Source organism: Pedococcus sp. P5_B7 (genome assembly GCF_054049895.1).
On the sequence record NZ_JBFULM010000001.1, the window covers coordinates 369622 to 390364 of the forward strand.

Here is a 20743-nt window from a genome sequence, read left to right on the forward strand (position 1 = left end):
TCTATGCTTCGGCCATGAGCACGGGGGCCGGTTACCGCAGCTACGCGGGCGACGACATGGTGACCGGCGAGGGGGTCGCAGTCGAGCTGCCCATCGCCGGGGTCCCCTCCCGGGCGGCCTCCGGGGTCATCGACCTGCTCGTCGCGGCCGTCGTCCTCGTGGTGGGCGCGATCCTCGTCGGCATCGTCTTCGGCGGCACCTCGTCGGCGGTGGGCCGCACGGTGTCGATCCTGCTGGTCGTCGGGGTCACCGTCGCCCTCCCCGCCGTCGTGGAGACCGTCACCCGCGGGCGCACCCTGGGCAAGCTGGCCCTCGGCCTGCGCGTCGTGCGCGACGACGGCGGACCCATCACCGCCCGCCACGCGATCACCCGCGCCCTGGTCGGCTGGCCCGAGATCTACCTGCTCCTGGGCTCCGGCGCGCTGGTCTCAGCCCTGGTCAGCCCGCGGGCCAAGCGCCTCGGTGACATGGCGGCCGGCACCTACGTCGTGTCGCAGCGGGCGTCGCTGCGACTGCTCCCGCCGCCGGTCATGCCGCCACCCCTGGCCCAGTGGGCGGCTGGTGCCGACCTGGCCGCCCTGCCGCCGGGCCTGGCGATCGCCGTGCGCCAGTTCCTGGGGCGCGCTCAGGGGCTGAACCCGGCCTCGCGACACGAACTCGGTCAGGCCCTGCTGCGCTCGGTGCTACCCCACGTCTCGCCCCCGCCGCCGGTCGGCTTCCACGCCGAGCACGTGCTGGCCGCCGTCATCGCCGACCGTCGTCGCCGCGACGCCGCGCGGCTGGCCCGCGAGGACCAGCGCCTCGCGCGGCTCCTGCCGCCAGACCAGTTCGCGCCCTGACGCAGCAGCAGTCAGTCCTGCTGGACCGGCGCCGCGAGGGCTGCGTAGCCGGGCTTGACGACCCCCTCGATGATGGCGAGGCGCTCGTCGAACGGGATGAACGCCGACTTCATGGCGTTGATGGTCACCCAGCGCAGGTCCTCCATCGTCCACCCGGCGTCCTGGACGAGCAGGCCCATCTCCCGCGACATCGAGGTGCCGCTCATCAGCCGGTTGTCGGTGTTGACCGTGACCCTGAAGCGCAGTCGCTTGAGCAACGAGATCGGGTGCAGCGCAACGGATTCCGCGGCTCCCGTCTGGACGTTGCTGCTCGGGCACATCTCGAGCGGGATGCGGGTGTCCCGCACGTATGCCGCGAGGCGGCCCAGGTGCACGTCGTCCGGGTCGGCGGCGGCCGACGCCGCGACGTCGTCGCCGAAGGCCTTGTCCCCGACCGTGAGGTCGTCGACGATCCGGACACCGTGGCCGAGCCGGTCGGCGCCGCACCACTGGATCGCCTCCCAGATGCTCGGCAGCCCGAACGCCTCACCCGCGTGGATCGTGAAGTGGGCGTTCTCGCGACGGAGGTACTCGAACGCGTCGAGGTGTCGGGTGGGAGGGAACCCCGCCTCGGCCCCGGCGATGTCGAACCCGGCGACGCCCTGGTCGCGGTAGCGGACCGCCAGCTCGGCGATCTCGGTGCTCTTGGCGGCGTGCCGCATGGCGGTCAGCAGCGCGGTCACCCGGATGGGGGTGCCCGCCTTGGCGGCCTGCTCCTCGCCCTCACGGAACCCGGCGTTGACGGCCTCGACGACGTCCTCGAGCGCCAGGCCCTGGGAGATGTGCTGCTCGGGGGCATAACGGCTCTCGGCGTAGACGACGCCGTCAGCGGCGAGGTCGAGCACGCACTCGCGAGCGACCCGGCGCAGGCCCTCGGTGGTCTGCATGACCGCGAGGGTGTGGTCGAAGGTCTCGAGGTAGCGGACCAACGAGCCGGAGTCCGCACTGTCCCGGAACCACGCGCCGAGGCCGTCGGCATCGGAGGCCGGCAACCCGGCATACCCGACCTGGTCGGCGATCTCGATGATCGTCTGGGGGCGCAGCCCACCGTCGAGGTGGTCGTGCAGCAGCGCCTTCGGGGCGCGAAGGACCTGGCCCTCCAGATCCGAGGCGGCGTCGTCCTTGGATCCCTTGCGACCGAAGATCACGCGCCCTCCTCCTCGTCACGGTTGACGGACTCGGGGCTGAAGGCCGGGAGGCACACGGCGACGTACTCGGCTCCCTCGGACCCGGTGGAGTAGCGGATCCGCTCGCCGGCGCGGGTGACGACGCTCTGGCCGGCCTCGACGCGCAGCTGGCCACCGTCGTGGTCGACCAGGACGGCGCCCGAGATCACGAGGGTGATCTCGTCGAAGTCCGGCGCCTGGAACGGCTCGGTCCAGTCGGCCGGCGCCTTCATGTGGGCCACCGAGACGGCCTCGCTGCCGGTGTTCACCCGGCCGACGTGCTCGTCGATGATCTTGCCGCCGGGGACGGGAATGGTCGTGGGGGTCGCAATGAGCTCAGGCACGAGGTCAGCCTAGTGCTGAGCCTCTGGCCGGGCCGGGCGGCCGTCGTGCGGACCCGGGTTACCTGGTTGACCGATGCGAACGATCGTGCTTTTATTGTCGGGTGAGCAAGGGAGACGAGACCCGCGACTCGGTGCTTCGCGTGGCGCTGGCGCAGTCGAGCCAGGTGGGCCTGCGCGGCATCACCATCGGCGGCCTCGCCGAGGCCATGGAGATGTCCAAGAGCGGCCTCTTCGCGCACTTCGGGTCGAAGGAGGGGCTGCAGTCCGCCGTCATGGACTACGCCGCCGAGGCCTTCACCCAGCTCGTCATCCGCCCCGCCCTCAAGGCGCCCCGCGGTGAGCCGCGCCTGCGCACGCTCTTCGACCGGTGGCTGGGCTGGGGCGGGTACGCCGACTACGCCCTGCCCGGCGGGTGCATCTTCATCTCGGTCGCGAGCGAGTACGACGACGAGCCCGATGGTCCGGTCCGCACCAAGGTCGTGCAGATCGAGAGGGACCTGCTCGACACCATCGAGACCATCGTCCGCGGCGGCATGACCGAGGGCCAGTTCCGCGAGACCACCGACGCGGCGGCCTTCGCCCACGACCTGCTCGCCATCGTCCTCGGCTACAACTTCTCGGCCCGGCTCCTCCACGACCCGGCCGCCCCGCGTCGGGCCCAGGACGCCTTCGACCGCCTGCTCGACCACATCCGCAGCTGACCACCCATCCCAGACCACCCACCCCAGACCACCCACCCCAGACCACCCACCCACAGAGAGGTTCAGTCATGTCCGTTGAAAAAAGCACGATCGATCGTTTCTACCGTCCACCGCGCTCGCCGGTGGTCGCCTCCCTCCCGGCAGCGCGGGCGTCCTCGCCGTCCACCGAGGCCGCGGTTCCGGCCACCGGCCTCCCGGGCTCGCCGGCCCTGCGGACGGTGTTCGCGCAGCTCGAGCGTCGGTCCCCGGCCCTCGGTGGGCTGCTGGCCGAGCGCCTGTGGTTCCGGCTGCCGGCGAGTCCGGCCGCAGCGGTGCGCGCGGCCCGGACGCCGCCCGGCGGCGAGGCCTTCGCCGTGCGGTGGGCCCACGGCACCGTGCGCGGCCGGGTCTACGGCGACTGGGGCAACCCCACGGCATACCTCGTGCACGGGTGGGGCGGCTGGTGGCAGCAGCTCGGCGCCCACGTCCAGCCGCTCCTGGACCGCGGCCTGTGCGTCGTGGCGTTCGACGCCCCGAGCCACGGCGACTCCGGGCCGGGCGTGCACGGCGGTCGCTCGACGACGTTCCTCGAGATGGCCGAGGGCCTGACGGCGGTCGTCGCCGAGTTCGGCCGTCCGACGCTGGTCGTGGCGCACTCCGCTGGAAGCCTCGCCGCGGTGCACGCCCTGGGGCTGGGGGTGCAGCCCGACTCGCTCGTGCTCGTCGCCCCACCGGACGGCGTCGAGGCGATGCTGCCGGTCTTCTCGGCGGCACTCGGGGTCGGCCCCCGGTCCCAGCAGGCGATGGTGCGCCGCGCCGAGCGTCGGGTGGGCATCCCCGTGGCCGAGCTCGACCTGCTCACCATGGCCGCCCGGCAGCCGTCCTTGCCGCACCTGCTCGTCGTCCATGACCACAGCGACCAGGAGGCACCGTTCGCCGCCGGCGTGCGCATCACGGACGCCTGGCACGACGCCCGGCTGATGGCCACCGAGGGTCGCGGTCACCGCCGGGTGCTGTGGAGCCCCGAGGTCGTCGAGCGGGTGGCGTCCTTCGCGGCCGCAGCCGCCGAACGCGTCAGGCGATCTTCTCGATGACCAACGGCAGCAGGTCGGGACGCGAGCCCTCGGGGGCGATGGTGAACGCGCCCTCCAGGGACTCCATCGCCCGGTCGAACCGCTCCGGGGTGTCGGTGTGCAGGGTCAGCAGCTTCTCGCCGGCGCGGACCGTGGCCCCCGGCTTGTAGTGCATCTCCACGCCGGCCCCGGCCTGCACCGGGTCCTCCTTGCGGGCCCGGCCGGCCCCGAGACGCCACGCGGCGACGCCGACCTTGAGGGCGTCGAGCTGGGTGAGCACGCCATCGGCCGGAGCGAGGATGTCCTGGCTCTCCCTGGCCACCGGGAGGGTCGCGTCGGGGTCTCCGCCCTGGGCGCGGATCATCGCCTTCCAGGCGTCCATGGCCCGGCCGTCCTTCAGGGCATCAGCGGGGTCGACGTCCCCACGACCGGCGCAGGCGAGCATCTCGCGGGCCAGGGCCAAGGTCAGCTCGACGACGTCTTCAGGGCCGCCGCCGGCGAGCACCTCGACCGACTCGCGCACCTCGATCGCGTTGCCCGCCGTGAGGCCGAGCGGCACCTGCATGTTGGTCAGCATCGCCACGGTCTTCACGCCCGCGTCGGTGCCGAGGTCGACCATCGTGCGGGCCAGCTCGCGGGCGTCGTCGACGTTCTTCATGAACGCCCCGCTGCCCACCTTGACGTCGAGCACCAGCGCGCCGGTGCCCTCGGCGATCTTCTTGCTCATGATCGACGACGCGATCAGCGGGATCGCCTCGACGGTGCCGGTCACGTCACGCAGGGCGTAGAGCTTCTTGTCAGCCGGGGCCAGGCCGTCACCCGCCGCGCAGATGACCGCACCGACGTCCTCGAGCTGCTGCATCATCGCCTCGTTGCTCATCGCCGCCCGCCAGCCGGGGATCGACTCGAGCTTGTCGAGGGTGCCACCGGTGTGGCCGAGGCCGCGCCCTGACAGCTGCGGCACGGCGACGCCGCAGGCCGCGACGAGGGGCGCCAGCGGCAGGGTGATCTTGTCGCCCACCCCGCCGGTGGAGTGCTTGTCGGCGGTCGGGCGCGAAAGACCGGAGAAGTCCATCCGCTCGCCGCTGGCGATCATCGCGCCGGTCCAGCGGGAGATCTCGCGCCGGTTCATGCCGTTGAGCAGGATCGCCATCGCCAGGCTCGACATCTGTTCGTCGGCCACGGCACCACGCGTGTAGGCGTCGATGACCCAGTCGATCTGGGCATCGGACAGCTCGCCCTTGCCCCGCTTGGCGATGATGACGTCGACGGCATCGAAGGCTTCACTCATGGGGCCATCGTGTCAGACGACGCGCGGCGCAGACCACGCGCCGACACCCATCAACACGGCAGGTTGTCGGGGTGAGTCAGGCCGGGTGACGGGCCGCGGTGAGGTTGTCAGGGCCGAAGGCCTGGGGCAGCACCTCACGCATCGGCAGCACTCCCTCGGGGGTGAGCAGCAGGCACTCGGGTCCGCCGTTCTCCCAGAGCAGCTGGCGGCAGCGTCCGCACGGCATCAGCGGCTCGCCGTCGCCACCCACGCACGAGACCGCGACGAGCTTGCCACCACCGGTCGCGTGCAGCTCGGAGACCATGCCGCACTCGGCGCACAGCCCCACGCCGTAGGCCGCGTTCTCGACATTGCACCCCGCCACGACGCGGCCGTCCTCGACGATGCCGGCGACACCGACAGGGAAGTTCGAGTAGGGCGCGTAGGCCTTGCCCATGATCTCGATCGCCTTGGCGCGCAAGGCGTCCCAGTCCACGTCCTCCGGGGCAGGCGGTGCGGTATGCCGCGCAGCCAGCTCCGCGGCATACCCCTCCTGCGAGCCCTCTCCAGGATGGACGGACACGCTAGTGGTCGCCCGCCATGAGTCGGCCGATCTCGGTGCGATCGGCCTTGTCGCCGGGCATCTCGGCGACCACCTTGCCGCGGTGGATCACGGCGATACGGTCGGCGAGAGCCAGGACCTCGTCGAGCTCGGCCGACACCAGGAGGACTGCGGCGCCCTCGTCCCGTGCCGCCACGATGCGCCGGTGGATGAACTCGATCGAGCCGACGTCCACGCCGCGGGTCGGCTGTGCAGCCAGGAGGAGCTTCGGACCGAAGCTCATCTCACGGGCGACGACGACCTTCTGCTTGTTCCCGCCGGACAGTGAGCCGGCCAGCGCCGCGACGCTCGCGGCCCGGATGTCGAACTGCTTGAAGAGCCCTTCGGCGTTCTTGCGCACCTCGTCGAAGTCGCGGACGAAGCCGTTGGCAAACGGCTTCTCGGAGAAGCGGTTGAGCACCAGGTTGTCGGCCAGGGAGTACGACGCCACGAGACCGTGACGTTCGCGGTCCTCCGGGACGTGTCCGATGCCCGCGAGATGGGTGTCGCGTGGGTTGGCCTTCGTGATGTCCTTGCCCAAGAGCGAGATCTCACCGGACTGAGGTGGACGCATCCCCGCGATGGCCTCGACGAGCTCGCGCTGGCCGTTGCCCTCGACTCCCGCGACGCCGACGATCTCCCCTGCCCGCACGTCGAGGGTGAACCCGTCGACAGCTCGCAGGTGGCGGTCATCGAGGACGACCAGGTCGCTGATCGACAGCACGTCGTCGGCCGGCTTGGCGGCTCCCTTGTCGACCCGGAGCACCACCTCGCGCCCGACCATCATCGTGGCCAGGCCGCGGGCATCGGTCGCGGCGGTCTCCACCTCACCGACCACCTGGCCCTGACGGAGCACGTAGACGCGGTCGGCTGCCGCGACCACCTCGCGCAGCTTGTGGGTGATGAACACGATCGAGGTCCCGGCGGCGGCGAGCTCCCTCATGACGCCGAGCAGCTCGTCGGTCTCCTGGGGCGTGAGCACTGCCGTCGGCTCGTCGAGGATGAGCAGGTCCACCTTGCGCGAGAGCGCCTTGAGGATCTCGACCCGCTGCTGCGTGCCGACCGGCAGGTCCTCCACCTCGGCATCCGGGTCGACCTCGAGCTTGTGCTTCTTCGACAGCTCCTTGACCATGGCGCGAGCCCCATCGAGGTCGAGCCTGCCGCCGCTCGTCGTCTCGTGGCCGAGGATCATGTTCTCGGCCACGGTCATGACCGGCACGAGCTGGAAGTGCTGGTGGACCATGCCGATGCCCCGGCGAATGGCGTCCTTGGGATCCTTGATCGGACTCGAGTCACCCTTGATCGTGATCGTCCCCTCGTCGGGCTTGACCAGGCCGAAGATCTGCTTGACCAGCGTCGACTTGCCAGCACCGTTCTCCCCGAGCAGGGCCACGATCTCGCCCCGCTCCACGTGCAGGCTGATGTCACGGTTGGCTCGGACCGTGCCGTAGGACTTGGACAGTCCCGAGATCTCCAGCAGACGCTCACCGGATGGCTGAGTCACGATTCCACTCCCTTCACGAACGGCTGGCCGACGGCACCGGGCGCTCGAACACGACCGGCGGCGACAGCCAGCACGATGAGTGTCAGCACATAGGGCAGCAGGGTGATGAACTGCTGGGGGATGTGCACGACTCCCTGGAGCTGGGAGGCGAGTGCGTTGGTGAAGCCAAAGAACAGGGCCGCGGCGAAGACGCGCAAGGGCCGCCAGCCGCCGAAGATGAGGATCGCCAGGGCCAGGAAGCCGCGGCCTGCGGTCATCCCCCGCTCGAAGCCCGCCGTGGCCTCCATGGACAGGAAGGCCCCGGCAGCGCCCGCGAAGATCCCGCCGAGGGCGACGTTGACGAGCCGCATCCTGATGACGTCGATCCCGGCGGTGTCGGCGGCGGAGGGGTACTCACCGATGGCGCGGGTGCGCAGTCCCCAGCGGGTGCTGAAGAGTGCGTAGTGCATGACGGGGACGCTGAGCAGCGCGAACAGGGCGATGGGGCCGGTCTGGAAGAACACGTCACCGATGAGGGGGATCTTCGACAGCAAGGGGATGTCCCACTGGGGCATGTTGGCCGTCAGGACCTTGCCCGGCCGGTAGAAGAACGACGTCAGCCCGGTGGCCACGATGTTGATGACGACACCGGCGATGATCTGGTCCATCAGGGCCTTGACCGTCGTCAGGGCGAGGAAGGCGCCCATCGCGATGCCGGCGAGCATGCCCGCGACGACTCCGATGACGAGGGACTGGGTGGCCGCCGCGGTGAAGAACGCCGTGAAGGCAGCGACGAGCATCTGCCCCTCGATGCCGATGTTGACGACGCCAGAGCGCTCACCCACCACACCCGTCAGGGCGCCGAGCACCAGTGGCACGGCGAAGAACCACGCGCCCTTGAACATCGACGTCGCGACGTTCTGGTTGACGAAGTAGAACACGAAGGAGGCGACGACGACCGCGGCAATGGCTGCTGCCACCAGTCGGTTTTCCCGCAAGGTCGTCATCTCAGGAACCCCAGCTCGTGGCGAGGGTCGAGGACTTGGCCGCGTGGCGCCGGTAGATGAGCTTGGCGACGACGGGAAGGGACACGAGCAGGAGGGTGATCGCGAGGAGCATGTCGACGATCTCCGGCTGGATCCCGGTGTCGAACATCAGCCGGGTCGACCCCGAGCGCATCGCACCGACCAGGAGCGCCGCGGGGATGGTGCCAAGCGGGTTCGAACGAGCAAGCAGGGCAATGGTGATGCCGTCGAAGCCGAGGCTCCCGGCGATGCCGTCCTGGTACCGGTACGGATCGATGCCGAGGTACTCGATCGAGCCCGAGAGGCCGGCCAGTCCACCCGCCATGGCCATGGCCAGCACGACGGTGCTGCCGAGCTTGATGCCGGCGTACGAGGCAGCGTGCCTGTTGCGTCCCACCGTCTCGAACTCGAAGCCGAGGGTCGTGCGGCGCAGCATCCAGGCGGTGAGCAGGGCGAGGACCACGGCGATGGGCAGACCGATGGGAAAGATGCCCAAGACGCCGAGTCGAGCGGCCTCGGGTGCGGAGTGCGATGAGGGATAGGCCTGCGACGGGTCCTTGAGCGGACCGTTGACGAGCCAGTCGATGAGTCCGGCCGCGATCGAGTTCAGCATGATCGTCGAGATGACCTCGTGCACGCCACGACTGGACTTGAGGAAGCCGGCGATGGATGCCCACATGGCGCCGGCCAGGATGGCGGCGACCATCGCGACGAGGGCGATGACGACACCGGGGGCCGACCGGACGGCGTAGGCGGCCGCCGCGGCGGCGATGGCACCCGCCATGAGCTGTCCCTGGGCGCCGATGTTGAACAGGCCCACCCGCAGGGGGATCACGACGGCGAGGCCGCACAGGATGAGCGGGATCATCTTCTCGAACGTCCCACGCAGACCGTCGCCGGTGCCGAACGAGTAGGAGAAGAGGCTTCGGTACGCGAAGGTCGGGTTGACCCCCTGGGCGCGGATCAGGACGGCGCCGATGGCGAACGAGGCGACCACGGCCACGAGCGGGACGACGATCGACTGTTCTCGGACGAGGAGTCCGAGCACCCCGGTCGGCGGAGGCGGCGCTCCACGCTCTGGGCGCACCGGCACTGGCGGCTCCGGCGCCTCCGACGGCCCTGCGGTGGCCTGGTTGCCTGAATCGTCTGCCATGTCGGACCTCGCTACTCCTCGCGTGCGTCGGGGGGCGTCTGGAGAGACGACGGACGGGCGCCCCTGGATAGAGCGCCCGCCCGTTTCGTCATGACGCGACTGTAGTCGGCCTCGGTGGCCGCGTGTCAGCCCTCAGCGTCAGGGCTTGTAACCCGTCGCCTGCGATCCGTCCTCGAGCTTCTTCACGACGTCCGCGACCTTGGTCTTGACGTCCGCGGGGACCTTCGAGTCGAAGTCGTGGAACCCGGAGATGCCAGCCGTTCCGTAGAAGTTGCCCGGCTTGATCGACCCGTCCTTGATCGCCTTGAGCAGCGTGCCGATGCCATCCTTCTCGTGCTTCTCAGCCGAGGTGATCAGGCACGGGTGGGCAGCGGGGAGCGTGTCCCACTGGTCGAGGTCGACACCGACGCAGAAGACCTTGTCGCCTGCGCCACTGGTCTTCGCGGTCTCCTGGAGCGCGCCGTTGCCGGTGTTGCCACCGGCGCCGAAGATGAAGTCCGCGCCCTGCGCGAGCATCTTCTTGGCCTCGCCGGCACCCCACACGGGGTCGTTGAAGGCGGTGCTGCCGGCCGGGTGGTAGACCTTCGAGACCTTGATGGCCGGGTCCACGGCCTTGGCGCCGTTCTCGTAGCCGGCCGCGTAGGCCTGCGTCGGGGGGATCTCCTGGCCGAGCACGACACCGATCTTCTTGGTCTTGGTCATCAGGCCAGCGAGGGTGCCGGCGGCGTAGCCCGCCTGGTCCTCGTGGAAGATGAGCCCGGTGACGTTGGGGGTCTCGGCAGCCTGGAACTGGTCGAACCCGATGAACTTGGTGTCGGGGTACTGCTTGCCCGCGGCAACCGTCGCATCGCCCATGAGGAAGCCGACCGTCACGATGACGTCGTACTTGGCATCCGTGAACTGCTTGATGTTCTTCGCGTAGTCCTTGGGGTCGGTGGTCTCGACGTACTTCGTCTGGGCCCCCAGCTCGCCCTTGACCTGCTCGACACCCTCCCAGGCCGCCTGGTTGAAGCCCTTGTCGTCGACCTTGCCGACGTCAGTGACCAGGCCGACGCAGAACACGTCCTTGCTTGAGCAGTCACCGCTCGCGGAGGTGTTGGAGCCCGAGCTGGAGGTGTTGCCGGTCGAACCGCCACAGGCAGCGACCACGGCGACCATTCCAACCGCGGCCACGGCATTGAGCATTGTCTTTGAACGCAACGCGCTCTCCTTAAGTCCATCGGAGCCGACGACGTCATCGGCCCATCTGGCAAGGGACTGTAGACCAGAAACGCGCAAGAACTCAGTGGCTCGGGCGAAGTGGCAGCAAGTGTTATCGATCCGCGACCGCTGGACAGAACTAGTGCGCGGGCGGGGGTCCTAGGCGGTCACTGGCAGACGTGGCGCCTTGACCATGCCGGCCACCACCGCACCGGCAAGCAACCGCGCGCCCTGCACGACCGAGCCCTCGTCGACCACGAGGTCGCCCTGGTGCAGGTCGTAGGTGGTCCCGCCCGGCGTGCGTGTGCCGAGTCGCGCCATCGCCCCGGGCACCTTGCGCAGGTACCAGGCGAAGTCCTCCCCGCCCAAGGACTGGGGCGTGCCGACGGCCACCAGCCCTGCACCCTCGGCCGCGGCCCGGAAGACCTCGATGGCCTCGGGGTCGTTGACCACGGGCGGCACTCCCTGGACGTGTTCGAGGACTGCTGTCACGGCATACGGGGCGACCACGTGCTCGACCGCCTCCGCGAGGAGGGGTCCGATCGTGGTCCAGGCCTTCGCGTCGAGCATCCGCAGGGTGCCGGCGATGGCGCCGCTGGACGGGATGACGTTGGCCGCCTGGCCGGCGTGCACCTCGCCCCAGACCAGCGCGAACGCAGTGCGGGGGTCGAGCCGTCGGGAGAGCACCGCGGGGAGCTCGGTCACCACCTTGGCCAGCGCGAACGTGAGGTCCTCAGTGAGGTGAGGGCGCGAGGTGTGGCCTCCGCGGCCACTCAGGTGGACGCTGACCCGGTCGGCCGCCGCGGTGATGGCACCCTCACGCAGGCCGACGCTGCCCACGTCGAGGCTCGGGTCGCAGTGCACGGCGAAGATGGCGTCGACCCCGTCGAGCGCCCCTTCGGCCAGCAGGTCGACGGCGCCGCCGGGGATGACCTCCTCGGCCGGCTGGAACAGGAGTCGCACGCCGATGCCACGCTCGCGCAGGGCCTCCTCGTGTTCCTTGAGGGCGAGCCCCGCGCCGAGCATGGCGGCCACGTGGACGTCGTGACCGCAGGCGTGGCAGATACCTTCGGTGGTCGAGGCCCACGGCAGGCCGGTGCGCTCCCCCACCGGGAGGGCGTCGAGGTCGGCGCGCAGCGCCACCCGGTAGGCCGGCTGCTCGGCCCCGAGGTCCGCGACCAGTCCGCTGACCGGCAGGGTGCGGTGGGCGATCCCGGCCGCGGCCAGCCGGCCGGCGACCTTCGCCGTCGTGCGGGCCTCCCCCCGGGACAGCTCAGGGTGGGCGTGCACGTCGTGCTGGAGGTCGAGAAGCTCCGGGGCGAGCGCGTCGATGCTGGCGCACAGCGCCATGAGGAGGTTGTCGGTCATGTCAGCGCGCACTCTACTCGCGCGCCGCCCACGCTCCGGCCAGGCTCGGCCGCCCGCGCTCCGGCCGGGCCAGGCCGCTCACGCTCCGGCCGGGCCAGGCCGCTCACGCTCCGGCCGGGCTAGAACGTCTCTCGGGGGACGTAGAGACCCCAGACGTCGCGCAGCGCGTGGCTGACCTCGCCCCCGGTGGCCCGCAACCTCAGTGCCTCGCGCATCGGGTAGAGCAGGTTGTCGGTGCCGCGAGCCGCCTCACGGACTGCCTCGAGGGCCGCCTCGACGGCGGCGTTGTCGCGCTCGGCCCGCAGCGCGGCGAGCCGTTCGCGCTGGTCGTGCTCGATCTGCGGATCGACCCGCAGGGGCTCGTAGGGCTCCTCCTCGTCGAGGGCGAACCGGTTGAGGCCGACGACGGTGCGCTCCTTGCTGTCGATCTCGAGCGCGATGCGGTAGGCCGAGCGCTCGATCTCGGACTTCTGGAAGCCCTGCTCGATCGCGGCGACCGCTCCCCCACGGTCCTCGACGGCCTGGATGAGGTCGAGGGCGGCGACCTCGACGTCGTCGGTCATCGACTCGACGACGTAGGAGCCTGCGAACGGGTCGACGGTCTTGGTCACGTCGGTCTCGTAGGCGATCACCTGCTGCGTGCGCAGGGCGAGGCGGGCAGCCTTCTGCGTCGGGAGGGCGATCGCCTCGTCGAACGAGTTGGTGTGCAGCGACTGGGTGCCACCGAACACCGCGCCGAGGCCCTGGAGGGCGACGCGCACGAGGTTGACCTCGGGCTGCTGGGCGGTCAGCTGCACCCCGGCGGTCTGGGTGTGGAACCGCAGCATCTGGCTCTTGGGGTTCTTGGCCCCGAACTCGTCACGCATGATCCGCGCCCAGATCCGGCGGGCCGCCCGGAACTTGGCGACCTCCTCCAGGAGCGTGGTGCGGGCGACGAAGAAGAACGACAGCCGCGGGGCGAAGTCGTCGACGTCGAGGCCCGCGGCCTGCGCGGCGCGCACGTACTCCTTGGCGTTGGCGAGGGTGAACGCGATCTCCTGCGCGGGCGTCGCCCCGGCCTCGGCCATGTGGTAGCCGCTGATGGAGATGGTGTTCCAGCGCGGAAGCTCCTTGTGGCAGTAGGCGAAGATGTCGCTGATCAGCCGCAGCGACTCCTTCGGCGGATAGATGTAGGTGCCGCGAGCGATGTACTCCTTGAGCACGTCGTTCTGGATCGTGCCTGCGAGCCGCGACGGGTCGGCGCCGTTCTCCTCGGCGACCAGCTGGTACATCAGCAGCAGCGTCGCGGCCGGCGCGTTGATCGTCATGGAGGTCGACAGGTCACCGAGCGGCAGCCCACCGAAGAGGGTCCGCATGTCGTCGATCGAGTCGATGGCGACCCCGACCTTGCCGACCTCGCCGTGGGCGATGGCCTCGTCGGAGTCGTAGCCCATCTGGGTCGGGAGGTCGAAGGCGACGGACAGGCCGCCGGTGCCGTTGGCCACCAGCTCGTGGTAGCGCTCGTTGGACTCCTTGGCGGTGCCGAACCCGGCGTACTGCCGCATCGTCCACGGGCGCCCCGTGTACATGTTCGGGTAGACGCCACGCGTGTAGGGGAACTGCCCCGGCGCACCGAGCTGGGAGTCGGCGTCGAAGCCGTCGAGGTCGCCCGCGGCATACACGGCCTTGATCGGCAGGTCGGACTCGGTGCGGGTCTGCAAGCGGTCTTCGGGGACGTCGGCGGCCATGCCGCCCACGATAGTGAGCCGGTATGCCGTGTGGTCACCGCTCGTGTCCCACCTCACCGTGGGCTCGGTCACCCCGCCCCCCTTTATCGGGTTTAGCAGGAAGGTTGCGCTTCACCCCGGAAGCGTTCTCTGGTGAAGCGCAACAAAATCCCTCAACCCGATAAAGGGGGCGGCGGGTCAGTGGCCGAGCTCGGCCCGGCGCTTGTCCCAGCGGTCGGAGAGCTGCTGCATCTCCTCGGTCACGAACTCCAGGAACGCCACGCTGAGGGCCAGCCGGTCGCCGGCCGTCGTGCCCCGACCCCCGACCTGGTCGACGCCCTCGCGCAGCGACTGGGTGAGCGGGGCGTAGATGTTGGCGGAGTTCATCATCACGTCGTGCCAGGCGTCGTCGGCGACCACGTAGACGTCGCGCCGGCTGCCCTGTTCGCGCTCGCGGTGGATCATCCGCATCTGCTGCAGCGAGCGCACGGCACCCGACACCGACGCCGGGCTGACCGCAAGCACCTCCCCGATCTCGGCCGCAGTCATCCGCCCGTCGTCGTCGGCCAGCAGCGCGGCGAAGACCCGCGAGGGCAGTCGCTGCATCCCGGCCGCGGTCAGGGCGGACCCGAAGCGCTCGACGAAGCGCGAGGGGTCTGCGGCGGCAGGAGGGGGCGTCATGAGCAGAGTTTAGATCATTCAGAGTTTTCTGAAAACAGTGTATGGTCGGAGCCATGGCTCCTGTCATCGAGGCCGTCGGCCTCACCAAGAAGTTCGGCACCACGACCGCCCTCGACGGTCTCGACCTGACCGTGCACGAGGGCGAGGTCCACGGCTTCCTCGGACCCAACGGCGCGGGGAAGTCCACCACCATCCGGGTCCTGCTCGGCCTGCTGCGCTCCGACGGCGGCCGGGTGACCCTGCTCGGCCGCGACCCCTGGAAGGACGCCACCGAGCTGCACCGCCAGCTCGCCTATGTCCCCGGCGACGTCGTGCTCTGGCCGAACCTCACCGGCGGCGAGGTCATCGACCTGCTCGGCCGGCTGCGCGGAGGCATCGACGAGGGCCGTCGCGCGGAGCTGCTCGACGCCTTCGAGCTCGACCCCACGAAGAAGGGGCGCTCCTACTCCAAGGGCAACCGGCAGAAGGTCGCACTCGTCGCGGCGTTCGCCTCCGACGTGCCGCTGCTCGTCCTCGACGAGCCCACGTCAGGCCTCGACCCGTTGATGGAGAAGGTGTTCCAGGAGCACCTCGCCCGGGTGCGCGCCGAGGGTCGCACGGTCCTCCTCTCGAGCCACATCCTGTCGGAGGTGGAGACCGCCGCCGACCGGGTGAGCATCGTGCGCGCGGGGCGGATCGTCGACTCGGGCACGCTCACCGACCTGCGGCACCTCACCCGCACGAGCATCACCGCCTCCCTCGCGCGGCCGGTCGCGGAGTCGGAGGCGAGCGGCTGGCCGGGGGTCGACTCCGCCCGCGAGGACCGCGACCGGATCGTGCTGTCCGTCGAGACCAGCGCGGTCGGCGACGTGCTCCAGCGCCTGGGCGCCCATGGCATCGAGGCGCTGACCTGCCAGCCGCCGACCCTGGAGGAGCTGTTCCTGTCGCAGTACCGCGACGCCCTGACCGGGTCCGGCCCCGGCGTCAAGGAGGAGGTGCCGGCATGAGCGACAGCCTCCGGGCGAGGGACAGCGTCGGCGTCGGCGTCGGCGACAGCCTCACCGGCACCGGCATCCTCCTGGGGCTGGCCTGGCGGCGCGACCGGTGGATCGTCGTGGCCAGCGTGCTCGCCCTCGTCGCCACTGCCTACGGCTCGATGGCCGCCACCCTCGACCTCTACCCGACCGACGCCGCCGCCGCGGGTGGCGCGGCGGCGATGGTCGACAACCCCTCGCTGACCGCGCTCTACGGACCGCTCCCCTCAGCGACCGCGGCCGGGATCGGCGTGCTCAAGACCGTGATGATGGGCAGCCTGGCCACCGCGTTCCTGGCCTTCGCCCTCGTCCGACGGCACACCCGCAGCGAGGAGGAGGACGGCCGGCTCGAGCTCCTCGCGGCCGGGGTCGTCGGTCGACGCGCTCCCCTGGCCGCAGCCGTCGCCCTCGCGACCCTGACCGTCCTCGCCACCGGACTGCTGTCCGCCGTGAGCCTGCTCGCCACCGGCGTCGACCCGGTGGGGTCGTTCGCCCTCGGCGCGGTCGAGGTCGTCGCGGGCCTGGTCATGACCGGCGTCACGGCGCTCGCCGTCCAGCTCACCTCGACGACGCGTGGCGCCGGCGGCATCGCGATCGGCGTGCTGGGGGTGGCCTTCGTCATCCGGGCCACCGCCGACACCTCCACCGGCGCCGGCCAGGACCTCGCGTGGCTGTCGTTCCTGGGCTGGGCCGAGAAGGTCAGCCCCTACGGCGACAACCGGCTCTGGCTCGTGGCCCCGGCGGTGGTCGCCACGGCCCTGCTGCTCGCCGTCGCCGACGCGTTGCTGCACCGACGCGACCTGGGCTCGGGGTTGTGGGCCGCCCGGCCGGGGCCGGCGCGAGCCGCAGCCGGGCTGGGCACGCCGTTCGGGCTCGCGTGGCGCCTCCAGCGCGGCTCGCTGCTCGGGTGGACCATCGGGTATGCCGTGCTCGGCCTGGTCATCGGCAACATCGCCTCGTCCGTGGACCAGATCGCCGACAGCCCCGCCGTCGAGGACATGCTCCGCAAGATGAGCGGGGGGCAGGGCTCCCTGCTCGACGCCTTCTTCGGCACCGAGCTGCGCTTCCTCGCGGTGGGGGCCGCGGCCTACGGCATCGCGACGGCGCTGCGACTGCGGTCGGAGGAGAACGCCGCGCGCGCCGAGGTCGTCCTCGCCACCCCGGTCAGCCGCTGGCGCTGGCTCGCCAGCCACCTGGTGATCGCCGCCGCCGGGTCGGTGTGGCTGCTCGCCGTCGTGGGGGTGGCCGCGGGGCTCGCCGCCGGATCGGTGAGCAGCACCGGGGTCGCCGACCTGCTGCCTGCGGCGCTTGCCACCGCACCGGCAGTCCTGGTCTGTGTGGGCCTCACGGTGCTGCTGTTCGGGGTGCTCCCGCAGCTCTCGACAGCGGCCTGGGCGGCGCTCGCGGTGTTCGTGGTGCTCGGCGAGTTCGGCGCGCTGCTGTCGTTGCCGGGATGGGCCCTGGGGCTGTCGCCGTTCGACCACCTCGGCAGCCTGCCCGGCGGGGCGCCGAACGCAGCCGGGCTCGGGGGGCTGCTGGTGGTGGCCGCCCTCGTGACAGCAGTCGGCGCCACCGCGTTCCGACGGCGCGACCTCGCCACCTGAAGCTTCCCCCGGCACCCACTCAGCCAACTTCTGCGGGCGGGCGCGGCGGGGGCCGGGTCAGAGGAGGTCGGTGCGGCCTTCGGCGCGGAGGGCGTCGACGACTGCCTTCACGTCCTGGGCGCGTTCGCGCGACATCACCAGGAGCGCGTCCGGGGTGTCGACCACCACCACGTCATCGAGGCCGACGACCGCCACCACCCGGCCACTCGCTGGGACGACGACTCCAGTGGCGTCGACCACCCGCACGGCGGAGGCGTCGCCGAGCACCCGCACGCCCGGCATACCGTCGGCGTCGGGGAGCAGGGCGCCCAGCGAGCTGAAGTCGCCCACGTCGTCCCAGCCGAACCCACCCGGCACCACGGCGACGCGGCCCTCGGCAGCCGCCGGCTCGGCGACCGCGTGGTCGATCGCGATCTTCTCCAGGCCGGGCCACACGTCGGACAGCCGCGACGGATCGGCGGCGAGCGCCCGCAACCCGGCCGCGAGCTCGGGGTGCCACTGCGCCAGGAGGTCGAGCAGCACGGTCGCGCGGACGACGAACATCCCGGCGTTCCAGCGGAACCGACCGGTCGCGAGGTACTCCTCCGCCCGCGCGCGGTCCGGCTTCTCCACGAACTGGGTCACCGCGTGCACCGATCCTGACGCCAGCACCGAGCCCGACCCGAGCGGCTCGCCCAGCTCGATGTAGCCGAAGCCGGTCGCGGGGTGGGTCGGCTCGAGGCCGATCGTCACGACGTACCCCTGCTCGGCGGCGGCCACCGCCTCCCGCACGCAGGCGCGGAACGCGTCCTCGTCCGCGATGACGTGGTCGGCCGCGAACGACCCGAGCACGGCCGACGGGTCGCGCGCCTCGAGCACCGCCGCGGCCCAGCCGATCGCGGCCATCGAGTCGCGGGGCGCCGGCTCGGCGAGCAGCTGGTCGGCGGGCAGCCCCGGCAGCTGGTCCGCCACGGCCGCCCGGTGGGCGACGCCGGTCACGACCAGCACCCGTGACCCCGTCAACGGGGTCAACCGGTCCCAGGTCGACTGGAGCAGCGAGCGCCCGGTGCCGGTGAGGTCACGGAGGAACTTCGGTGAGGTGGCCCGCGACAGGGGCCACAGCCTCGTCCCCGCTCCACCCGCCGGGATGACCGCCCAGAAGTGCTCGTTCGTGGGTGCAGCCTCATGCGCCGCTGCCGATGACATGGCCGGAACGCTAGCCCACCCACCAGCCGGTCACCTGCCGCTCACCTGACACACCCCTGCCCGTGGCCGTCCCCTCATCGTGGGTGCGGACGCTGGAGTCGTGCGAGTCGCCATCGTGACGGAGTCCTTCCTCCCCTACCTCAACGGCGTGACGACCAGCGTCTGCCGGGTGGTCGAGTGCCTGCGCGACGGTGGCCACGAGGTGGTCGTCGTCGCCCCGCGGCCCGCCCCCACGAGCTACGCCGGGTATGCCGTGCACGGCCTCGCGTCCGTGCCGGTGCGTCAGTTCCCGGTCGGCCTCCCGCTGGGTGGCGAGGTGGAGACGTTGCTTCGCGGCTTCGCCCCGGACGTGGTGCACGTGGCCTCACCGTTCGTCCTCGGCGCCAGTGCCCTGTCGGCCGCGGACCGGCTCGGGTTCCCCACGGTCGCGGTCTACCAGACCGACATGCCGAGCTACATCCGCCAGCACGGTCCCGGAGCGGTGGGTCGCGGGGCAGCGCGGGCTGCGTGGCGGTGGATCCGGCGCATGCACGAGCTGGCCGACCTCACGCTGGCCCCGTCCTCCGCGACGCTGGCCGAGCTCCGCGCCCACGACATCCCCCGCACCACCCTCTGGGCGAGAGGGGTCGACGCCGTCCAGTTCCATCCGGGCTGGCGGCTCGACGCCGGGACGGCCGCGCTGCGGCGCTCGCTCGCCCCCGACGGTCAGGTCCTCGTCGGCTACGTCGGCCGACTGGCCCCCGAGAAGGAGCTGCTGCGACTCACCACCCTCGCGGGACTGCCCGGGCTCCGCGTGGTGCTGGTCGGCGACGGGCCCACCCGCGCCCAGGACGGCGCCGCCCTCGCCGCCGCCGGGGTCGACGCCGTCTTCCTCGGTCGGCGCGAGGGCGACGACCTCGCCCGGGCGTACGCCGCGTTCGACCTCTTCGTGCACACCGGCACCCGCGAGACCTTCGGCCAGACCTTGCAGGAGGCCGCCGCGACCGGCCTCCCCGTCGTGGCGCCCGCGCGCGGTGGCCCGCTCGACCTCGTCGACCACTCCCGCACCGGGTTGCTCTTCGACCCCGACCACCCGACGGCGTTGCGCGACGCGGTGGCCCACCTCGCCGGCGACCGGGTCAAGCGCGAGGCGATGGGTGCGGCCGGGCGGGTGCGGGTGGCCAGCCGGTCCTGGGCCACCCTCACCGAGCAGCTGCTCGGGCACTACGACGGCGCCCGGCGTTCTCGGGCGCTCGTCGGCGGGCCGGCCACGCGGCATACCGACTGGTAACCCGACCTGTCTGGTTTCTCACAGCAGGGGCGTTCACGGTCCACGCTGCCGGGCCGATAACCTGACGGGCGTACTACGGCCCTCGACGCTGGACGACGACTGCCGTGACATCTGCTTCGAAAGGGACGCGCAGTGGCGCAGGCAGCCAACGGGACCCTCTACCGCGGCCGCGAAGGCATGTGGTCGTGGGTGGCCCACCGCATCAGCGGCGTACTCCTCTTCCTCTTCCTCTTCGCGCACGTGCTCGACACGGCGCTGGTGCGGGTCTCCCCCGACGCCTACAACGAGGTGATGGACGCCTACAAGAACCCCATCGTCGGGCTCGGTGAGGCCGGGCTCGTCGCTGCGGTGATCTTCCACGCGCTCAACGGCCTGCGCATCATCGCCGTCGACTTCTGGTCCAAGGGCCCGAAGTACCAGCGACAGCTCTTCTGGGCGGTCGTCATCGGTTTCGTCGTGCTCTTCGCGCCCTTCGCGATCCGGCACCTGACCATCGTGTTCACGCACTGAGAGGCCGGGGGAACTCATGAGCGCCACCACCGAGACCAACTACCACGCCGGCCCCGACGCCGTCTCCGCCAAGAAGTCCCGTTACCGCCGGGTCTCCAAGGGCCGGGGCAACTTCGAGCTGTGGTCGTGGGTGTTCATGCGGGCCAGCGGCGTGCTGCTGCTCGTCCTCGTCTTCGGCCACCTGTTCGTCAACCTCATGCTGGGCGAGGGCATCCACGGCATCGACTTCGCCTTCGTCGCCGGCAAGTGGAGCAGCCCGTTCTGGCAGACCTGGGACATGCTGATGCTCTGGCTCGCCGAGCTGCACGGGTTCAACGGCGTCCGCACGATCATCAACGACTACACCGAGAAGGACCGCACGCGGTGGATCCTCAAGGGCCTGCTGGTGGCGAGCGCGCTGCTCGTCATGGTGCTCGGCACCTTGGTGATCTTCACCTTCGACCCGTGCCTCGACCCGTCCTCCACTCTCTCCGTGTGCGCACGGTGACCCGGGCCACCAGCGCGAGCCGAGCCGGCGTGACTCAAGCCGGCGC

At 71.1% G+C, this 20743-nt stretch carries 20 protein-coding genes; 8 read left to right on the top strand and 12 right to left on the bottom strand.

Annotated features, from left to right (window positions below):
• The first annotated feature begins 14 nt into the window (after positions 1-14).
• Positions 15-839 (top strand): RDD family protein, encoded by an 825-nt coding sequence (locus ACXJKD_RS01685; RefSeq protein WP_457252592.1) that lies wholly within the window; start codon positions 15-17, stop codon positions 837-839.
• 11 nt (positions 840-850) lie between these two features.
• Here the strand turns inward: ACXJKD_RS01685 and ACXJKD_RS01690 are convergent, their stop codons facing one another.
• On the bottom strand, positions 851-2023 hold the full coding sequence (locus ACXJKD_RS01690) for an adenosine deaminase (RefSeq protein ID WP_457252822.1): 1173 nt from the start codon (positions 2021-2023) through the stop codon (positions 851-853).
• Positions 2023-2388: a cupin domain-containing protein gene (locus ACXJKD_RS01695; protein ID WP_457252593.1), complete on the bottom strand. Its 366-nt coding sequence runs from the start codon at positions 2386-2388 to the stop codon at positions 2023-2025. The genes ACXJKD_RS01690 and ACXJKD_RS01695 overlap by 1 nt, the downstream gene beginning before the upstream one ends.
• 101 nt (positions 2389-2489) lie before the next feature.
• On the opposite strand from ACXJKD_RS01695, the gene ACXJKD_RS01700 reads away from it, so the two are divergent.
• The gene (locus ACXJKD_RS01700) at positions 2490-3089 is read left to right on the top strand and encodes a TetR/AcrR family transcriptional regulator (RefSeq protein WP_457252594.1); all 600 of its coding nucleotides are present in this window, start codon (positions 2490-2492) and stop codon (positions 3087-3089) included.
• 68 nt (positions 3090-3157) lie between these two features.
• On the top strand, positions 3158-4162 hold the full coding sequence (locus ACXJKD_RS01705; protein ID WP_457252595.1) for an alpha/beta hydrolase: 1005 nt from the start codon (positions 3158-3160) through the stop codon (positions 4160-4162).
• Here ACXJKD_RS01705 and ACXJKD_RS01710 read toward each other — a convergent pair.
• The 9 genes from ACXJKD_RS01710 to ACXJKD_RS01750 all read right to left on the bottom strand — a co-directional run bounded on the left by ACXJKD_RS01710 (position 4143) and on the right by ACXJKD_RS01750 (position 14628).
• Positions 4143-5432: a thymidine phosphorylase gene (locus tag ACXJKD_RS01710; protein ID WP_457252596.1), complete on the bottom strand. Its 1290-nt coding sequence runs from the start codon at positions 5430-5432 to the stop codon at positions 4143-4145. The genes ACXJKD_RS01705 and ACXJKD_RS01710 overlap by 20 nt on opposite strands.
• A gap of 76 nt (positions 5433-5508) precedes the next feature.
• Positions 5509-5907, bottom strand: a complete 399-nt coding sequence (locus tag ACXJKD_RS01715) for a cytidine deaminase (protein ID WP_457252823.1) — start codon at positions 5905-5907, stop codon at positions 5509-5511.
• A gap of 88 nt (positions 5908-5995) precedes the next feature.
• Positions 5996-7516, bottom strand: a complete 1521-nt coding sequence (locus tag ACXJKD_RS01720; protein ID WP_457252597.1) for an ABC transporter ATP-binding protein — start codon at positions 7514-7516, stop codon at positions 5996-5998.
• The gene (locus ACXJKD_RS01725) at positions 7513-8502 is read right to left on the bottom strand and encodes an ABC transporter permease (protein ID WP_457252598.1); all 990 of its coding nucleotides are present in this window, start codon (positions 8500-8502) and stop codon (positions 7513-7515) included. Before ACXJKD_RS01725 ends, ACXJKD_RS01720 begins: the two co-directional genes overlap by 4 nt.
• A gap of 1 nt (position 8503) precedes the next feature.
• Positions 8504-9673 (bottom strand): ABC transporter permease, encoded by a 1170-nt coding sequence (locus ACXJKD_RS01730; protein ID WP_457252599.1) that lies wholly within the window; start codon positions 9671-9673, stop codon positions 8504-8506.
• A 138-nt stretch (positions 9674-9811) separates the two neighbouring features.
• Positions 9812-10846 carry a BMP family ABC transporter substrate-binding protein gene (locus tag ACXJKD_RS01735; RefSeq protein WP_457252600.1) on the bottom strand — a complete coding sequence of 345 codons (1035 nt, stop codon included), beginning with the start codon at positions 10844-10846 and terminating at the stop codon, positions 9812-9814.
• Between the two features lie 186 nt (positions 10847-11032).
• Positions 11033-12241, bottom strand: coding sequence for an amidohydrolase (locus ACXJKD_RS01740; protein WP_457252601.1), 1209 nt, complete (start codon positions 12239-12241; stop codon positions 11033-11035).
• A 119-nt stretch (positions 12242-12360) separates the two neighbouring features.
• Positions 12361-14040, bottom strand: coding sequence for an acyl-CoA mutase large subunit family protein (locus tag ACXJKD_RS01745; RefSeq protein ID WP_457252602.1), 1680 nt, complete (start codon positions 14038-14040; stop codon positions 12361-12363).
• A gap of 105 nt (positions 14041-14145) precedes the next feature.
• Complete coding sequence (locus tag ACXJKD_RS01750) at positions 14146-14628, bottom strand: GbsR/MarR family transcriptional regulator (protein WP_457252603.1); 483 nt, start codon at positions 14626-14628, stop codon at positions 14146-14148.
• A gap of 53 nt (positions 14629-14681) precedes the next feature.
• On the opposite strand from ACXJKD_RS01750, the gene ACXJKD_RS01755 reads away from it, so the two are divergent.
• Positions 14682-15614 carry an ATP-binding cassette domain-containing protein gene (locus tag ACXJKD_RS01755; protein WP_457252604.1) on the top strand — a complete coding sequence of 311 codons (933 nt, stop codon included), beginning with the start codon at positions 14682-14684 and terminating at the stop codon, positions 15612-15614.
• Positions 15611-17245 (top strand): ABC transporter permease, encoded by a 1635-nt coding sequence (locus ACXJKD_RS01760; protein ID WP_457252605.1) that lies wholly within the window; start codon positions 15611-15613, stop codon positions 17243-17245. Before ACXJKD_RS01755 ends, ACXJKD_RS01760 begins: the two co-directional genes overlap by 4 nt.
• Positions 17246-17302: 57 nt before the next feature.
• On the opposite strand, the gene ACXJKD_RS01765 is transcribed toward ACXJKD_RS01760, so the two are convergent.
• Positions 17303-18430: a mannose-1-phosphate guanylyltransferase gene (locus ACXJKD_RS01765; protein WP_457252606.1), complete on the bottom strand. Its 1128-nt coding sequence runs from the start codon at positions 18428-18430 to the stop codon at positions 17303-17305.
• 100 nt (positions 18431-18530) lie between these two features.
• Between ACXJKD_RS01765 and ACXJKD_RS01770 the strand changes: the two genes are divergently transcribed.
• The 3 genes from ACXJKD_RS01770 (at position 18531) to ACXJKD_RS01780 (ending at position 20697) form a co-directional block, all read left to right on the top strand.
• Positions 18531-19700 (top strand): glycosyltransferase family 4 protein, encoded by a 1170-nt coding sequence (locus ACXJKD_RS01770; RefSeq protein WP_457252607.1) that lies wholly within the window; start codon positions 18531-18533, stop codon positions 19698-19700.
• Positions 19701-19832: 132 nt separating this feature from the next.
• Positions 19833-20210: a succinate dehydrogenase, cytochrome b556 subunit gene (sdhC, locus tag ACXJKD_RS01775; RefSeq protein ID WP_457252608.1), complete on the top strand. Its 378-nt coding sequence runs from the start codon at positions 19833-19835 to the stop codon at positions 20208-20210.
• A 16-nt stretch (positions 20211-20226) separates the two neighbouring features.
• On the top strand, positions 20227-20697 hold the full coding sequence (locus ACXJKD_RS01780; protein ID WP_457252609.1) for a succinate dehydrogenase hydrophobic membrane anchor subunit: 471 nt from the start codon (positions 20227-20229) through the stop codon (positions 20695-20697).
• Positions 20698-20743 lie beyond the last annotated feature (46 nt).

Excerpts from the sequence above, each read along its gene's own strand:
- ACXJKD_RS01705 (WP_457252595.1), top strand. The coding sequence starts at position 3,158 with ATGTCCGTTGAAAAAAGCACGATCGATCGTTTCTACCGTCCACCGCGC.
- ACXJKD_RS01760 (WP_457252605.1), top strand. The coding sequence starts at position 15,611 with ATGAGCGACAGCCTCCGGGCGAGGGACAGCGTCGGCGTCGGCGTCGGC.
- ACXJKD_RS01725 (WP_457252598.1), bottom strand. The coding sequence starts at position 8,502 with ATGACGACCTTGCGGGAAAACCGACTGGTGGCAGCAGCCATTGCCGCG.
- ACXJKD_RS01765 (WP_457252606.1), bottom strand. The coding sequence starts at position 18,430 with ATGTCATCGGCAGCGGCGCATGAGGCTGCACCCACGAACGAGCACTTC.
- ACXJKD_RS01750 (WP_457252603.1), bottom strand. The coding sequence starts at position 14,628 with ATGACGCCCCCTCCTGCCGCCGCAGACCCCTCGCGCTTCGTCGAGCGC.
- ACXJKD_RS01685 (WP_457252592.1), top strand. The coding sequence starts at position 15 with ATGAGCACGGGGGCCGGTTACCGCAGCTACGCGGGCGACGACATGGTG.
- ACXJKD_RS01780 (WP_457252609.1), top strand. The coding sequence starts at position 20,227 with ATGAGCGCCACCACCGAGACCAACTACCACGCCGGCCCCGACGCCGTC.
- ACXJKD_RS01755 (WP_457252604.1), top strand. The coding sequence starts at position 14,682 with ATGGCTCCTGTCATCGAGGCCGTCGGCCTCACCAAGAAGTTCGGCACC.
- ACXJKD_RS01710 (WP_457252596.1), bottom strand. The coding sequence starts at position 5,432 with ATGAGTGAAGCCTTCGATGCCGTCGACGTCATCATCGCCAAGCGGGGC.
- ACXJKD_RS01730 (WP_457252599.1), bottom strand. The coding sequence starts at position 9,673 with ATGGCAGACGATTCAGGCAACCAGGCCACCGCAGGGCCGTCGGAGGCG.
- ACXJKD_RS01740 (WP_457252601.1), bottom strand. The coding sequence starts at position 12,241 with ATGACCGACAACCTCCTCATGGCGCTGTGCGCCAGCATCGACGCGCTC.